This window comes from Diaphorobacter ruginosibacter (assembly GCF_040396215.1).
Classification (GTDB): domain Bacteria; phylum Pseudomonadota; class Gammaproteobacteria; order Burkholderiales; family Burkholderiaceae_C; genus Diaphorobacter_A; species Diaphorobacter_A ruginosibacter_A.
In genome coordinates this window covers 1-5,476 of record NZ_JBEBOW010000180.1, presented here as the reverse complement: position 1 = coordinate 5,476, position 5,476 = coordinate 1, and the positions used below count along the sequence as shown (strand labels likewise).

At 57.9% G+C, this 5,476-nt stretch carries 1 protein-coding gene; it reads right to left on the bottom strand.

Going from position 1 to position 5,476, the window contains the following annotated elements:
• Nucleotides 1-4,649: Ig-like domain-containing protein (locus ABWP92_RS16085; RefSeq protein WP_353236415.1), on the bottom strand; the 4,649-nt coding region annotated here is incomplete at its 3' end.
• Between the last annotated feature and the right edge of the window lie 827 nt (nt 4,650-5,476).

Here is a 5,476-nt window from a genome sequence, read left to right as displayed (position 1 = left end):
CTCCAATTGCCGTCCGCATCCACGGTTGTGGAGCCTGCAAGCTTGCCGTTGTCGTAGATCGTGATGGTTTCATTGGGCGTACCGGTTCCGATCAACGTGGGTGTCGTGTCGTCCGTAACACTCACACCGCCCTCGGTCAGCGCATTCTGCTTGCTGCCCACGTCGTCCCTGACCTCAACGATGACAGGCGCGCTGGACGCGGTGATATCCATGGTCAGCGCAAACTGGGTTTGCGCCACATTACCCGCGACACTGACCGCCTTGATGACATACTGATGCGCGCCTTCGGCTTGCACAGGCAGTTCCAGGCTCCAGTTGCCGCTGCCGTCGGCCACCACGCTGCCCAGGGTCGTCGCACCTTCGTTGATCGTGACCGTCGCGCCTGCGGTGGCCTTGCCCACGAAGGTGGGGGTCGTGTCGTCTGTCGAATCACCGCTGGCAAGGGCACCCTGAATGAGCCCGTGGTCATCTTCCACGCGGGTGATCACCAATTCCAAGCCGCTGGTGTCCACGGTGAAGGCGGCTGGATCGCCTGGTTCGCTGACGTTGCCCGCTTTATCCGTGAGCGTGACGCTGATGCTGTGCTGGCCGTCCGCCAGCGGTGTGGAGGGCGTCAGGCTCCAATGGCCGTCATCGCCCACCGTCGTTGTTCCAATCTCCTTGCCATTGTCAAAGACGGTAACGCCGGCTCCTGCCTCCCCCTCGCCCTTTATCTCCGGAGTGGCGTCATCCGTGGCCTGCCCGTCGCCGACCACCCCCTGCATATCACCGATCTTGTCGACAACGACCACGCTCGTCGGCCTGGACGGCGCTGTCGTGTCGACGAGGATGGTGTACTCGCCGGTCTGATCGCTTTCCTGACCAGCAGCGTTGGTGGCGGTCGCGACCAGATTGTGAGCGCCCTCCGACAGCGGAGAGGTCTGAACGCTCCAAGAGCCCTTGTCATCGGCAGTCGCGGTTCCTACCAGTTTCAGTTGCCCATCCACCACGTCGAAAACATTGACCACCGCCTCAGGCTCGGCTGAACCTGACAATGTGGGCGTGCTGTCATCGGTAGGAACACCCTTCTGGATGTTGCCTTGAACGGGCCCGACATTGTCCTGCACGTCCTCGATGGCTGGAGGCAATGGCCGCGGCCCGAGAGGAGCCTGCAGGGCAAAATCAATGACGTTGGTGGGATTGCCTTTGTTTTCCGCCACGTCGACAGGGCGGGCCTGGAAGGCGTGATCCCCTCTCGCAAGGGAGGCTTCCGGCTCAAAAGACCATGAGCCATCCTCCTGCACGGCAACACGGCTGATGACCTTTCCGTTATCGAGGATTTCAACAAAGGCAACACCCTTGCTCGAATCGGCCACACCCTTGTAGACAGGCCTGGCGTCATCGGTTGCCATGCCCGATGTGATCTCGCCGACCTCCGGCTCCACGTCATCCCACAGGGTGGCCGCAATCTTCTCCCAGTCATCGGCAATGGGCGTGGTCTTGACTTCATAGCCATGCGTGATCTGCAACTGAGCCTCGTTGCCCGCTGCATCGCTCAATATGGCCTTCACATCAACCGCTGCCCCACCCTCGCCGGCGGCAACCAGCTCACTTCCGGGGACGCTGGCACTCCAGCTCGACCCCACCAGCGTGGCCTCATGCAGGCTGCCGTTCACCGTGACGGTGATCCGGGTGTCAGCCACATCGCTGGGCACATTGGCGAGTTGACCGCTGAGTGTCACATCGCCTTCGGACTCTTCGATGTTGACGTAATCATCCCCGGCAACCGGGTCCATGCTCAGGACGACATCGCTGACGTCAGGCGGTGTCACGTCGAGATTGACAATAAATTCCGCACTTGGAGCGCTTTCATTCCCGACAGCATCAGTGCTGGTCGCCGTCAGTACGTGTTCGCCTTCCGTGGTCAACGCAGGATTGACGGTGTGATGCCATTGGCCATCGTCGCCGACCTCGGTGCTGCCAATGGGCTCTCCATTGTCGAATATGTCGACCTTTGCGCCCGGAGATCCTGTTCCATGCAGTGTCGGGGTGGTGTCGTCGGTGAAGCCACCGGACACCAGGCCCTGCATGTTCGAGCCCACGTCGTCTTCAAGGGAGTCGATCGTCGGGACCTGAGGCGGCGTGGTGTCGATGGTGAGCGTGAATTTCGCTTCGAGGGGCGTGCCAGCCTCGTTCTGTCCCTTGGCCGTGTAGTTGTGCGATCCTTCCGCCTGCGCCACCAGCGCCAGTTCCCACACACCGGCGGCATCGGCCTTTGCGGCGCCAAGGACGGTTTCACCCTCATAAACCGTGACGGTAATGCCTGCCGGCGCCTTGCCAACCAGCGTGGGGCTCGCATCGTCCGTCGCGCCATTGTTGGGAACCGCCCCGGTGATGGGGCCGACATCATCCAGCGCGCGAAGAATACTGAGCGGAGTGCTGTCCGTATCAACCGTGAAGTGCAGCGATTCACTGCTTTCACTGGTGTTGCCAGCCTTGTCCGACAAAGTCACGGTCACTTCATGCACACCTTCGGACATCTCCTCGGTGGGCGTATATGTCCAGTCTCCATGCGTGTCCACGGTCGTTGAACCGAGCAGCTGGCCGCCGTCATAGATATCAACCGTCTCTCCCGGCTCTCCCGTTCCACTGAACGTCGGGTTCGCAACCTCGACGGTGGAGCCCTCCGGAATGAATTCGGCGCCGCCATCCCCCGCCGAGAGCAGAGGGACATCCGGCTTTCCTGGAGGCGTGACATCCACGAGCACAAAGTATTCACCCGTGGGCGGACTGACCTGTCCCGCGCCGTCAGTGGCCGTCGCTATCAGCTTGTGCTCGCCTTCGCTCAGTGACGATGTGGTGATCTCCCAATTGCCTTCGGCATCCACTTCCGCGCTGCCGACCAGGGTCTCGCCATCCCACACCTTCACCAAGGTGCTCGGGGTTGCCGTTCCCTTGAGCGTGGGTGTGTTGTCGTCTGTGGGGAATTCCTTTTCGATGTTGCCGACAATGGGCGCAACATCATCGTAGACACCTGTAATTGCCGGCGCTGCAGGGGCGGGTCCGTACAGTTCAAATGCGATGGCATCGGTCGCGCCACCCACGTTTCCGGCCTCGTCGACCGGCCGCGCCTGGAATTCATGAGGCCCCGCCGGCAACGGATACGACGGCTCGAAGCTCCACGTCCCGTCTTCATTGACATGGGCTTCGCCAATGACCTTGCCATTGTCGAGAACCTGCACGAGATATACATCCCGCGGATCCGTCGTACCCGAGTAAGTCGGCTTGCTGTCGTCGGTCGTGTCTCCGGAGTGAATTTCGCCCTTGATGTCACCGACGTCGTCAATGAGAACAATATCCTTGAGGGCGGAAGCAAGCGGCGCAACCGTGTCGAAGTCCTGCGTGGCGCTGGCCGCGGAGCTGGGGTTGCCAGCAGAATCCATTGCCGCGCCTTCCGCGACGCTCACGGTGATCGTGCCCTCGGGATCGCCATTCGGTGTCACGACCAGGGTATACACAGATCCGCTGACAACGGTGAAGACGCCAGCGACACCTCCGTCGACAGATATCTTGCCGGCATCGAAATCCGTCACGTCTTCACTGAACGTGAAGGTGAATGTCACTTCACCGCCATGGCCCACGATTCCCGGGACATCGTCGGAGATCGTCAGGACCGGCGGCACGGCATCCACCACGATGATCGTCGGGTCGCTGACGTTCCCGGCCGGGTCCTGAGCCACCACCTTGATCTCGTCGCCATCCTTCAACCCTGGATTCGACACATGGAAGCTGCCATCCTCTCCCACGATCACAGGATCGCTTTCCGTTCCATCCGGGAAGATCACCCTTACCTCGGACCCCGGCTCCGCGGTACCCGTGATGTCACCCGAACCATTCACGGGATCAACCACCGGCCGCTCGGGAGCAAGGGCATCCACCGTCGCTGTCGTGGGGTCACTGTCCACGCCTTCAGGGCTGGTGACCACCACGGTGATGGTTTCCTCGTGATTCAGGCCTGGGTTGTCCACCGAGAAATGTCCATCGGCATCGGTCGTGGCCACGGCCGTGGAGCCATTGGGAAAAGTAACCGTTACCGTCATGCCCGGCTGGGCATGGCCCGTAATGGGATCCTTGCCGTTGACGGGATTCACATCCGCCGCGTTGGGCTGAATCTTCTCGACCGCCTCGGGCTCTGGATTGGGAGAATCGGATTTCTGCTGCAGTTCATGCACGAGAAACGATCCAATGGTGAGCGCTGAAATCGCAGCCCCCCAGGAACCCAGAACTGCATCGCGCTCTTCCGAGGGCTCCTGCTCCAATAGTGGATCGATGGACTGAATGCTGGAGAATCCGAACGGCAGCTCTCCGCTGCCTGAAGCATCACCCAATTGGAGTTGCCACAAACCTTCCAGCTCGTCATCCAGGACCAGATTGTTCGCTGCGCCTTCCGCATTGAGGAAATAGCGCTGGACGGTGACCTTCTCGCCGTTTGTCAACGTCACGATGAGATCGTCGCCGGAGCGCGAGACAGCGCGGACATCCGCTCGGGTAACAGCCAGCTTCACAACAGAAGGCTCGTTGAGAGCCACGTCGGATCCCACTCCGAATTTCGATACGGCGGAATGCTTGCCGACCACAGAAACATCGACCGACTGCATGGATGTAGTCATTTTTTCTCCAGATAACGTCAACGTGGAGCCAGGAAAACATCCCGGCGTCATAAACAAATCAATTCGAATATGCCAAATACCCGCCAGATATATCGAAACGGGTAAACATGAGCGGTGACGATGAATCAATCTGGTTCAAAGACGACAAGCATCTTTGGCCTTCCCAATGAAAAACCATGCTCGAACCAGGCATTCGAGTCATATAAGAAATTTGCTTATTTTCAAATGGAATTATTCACCGACCACCGACACCAAACCACACGGCCCGACTGCGGGCCAAAGTAAGCTCGCGAATAGTAATAGTTTTCCGGTGAATGCAATTGAGAAAAACACAAACCCCATTCTGCAGAACACAAAAGGTGTTACGAGCAATATCATCAATATCCTCAATCAATGCAGCAAACGACATTGGGATAAAAACGATATATCTGCACAGCAGAGATATGTCGTAGATAAATATGATTTCAAATTACTTGAAATACTTACATATCAAACCCTTTGATTGGTTGATTCAGAATTAAGTATTAAAGCAATGATATTTATAACAATCTACAGGAACCCCATGAAATGGCACCGAAAAACTCCATACCATTCAGGCTACCCCGGGTAGTTCACGCGATGGTTGGCAATCCGGCCTCACCCCCTAAACCGTGATCAAAAAATGAACGCCAGATGCCTATTCATTCAATAAAAATTCGTCAAGTAGCTATTGAAACAACGGCCCATAGATCAGATCTATATCACCCCCAAAGACGGCATGAAAGCATCAAAAGGCAAGGAGAGTTTGGTGAACAATGAAGTGACACTCGCATACATTACGCGCTCAA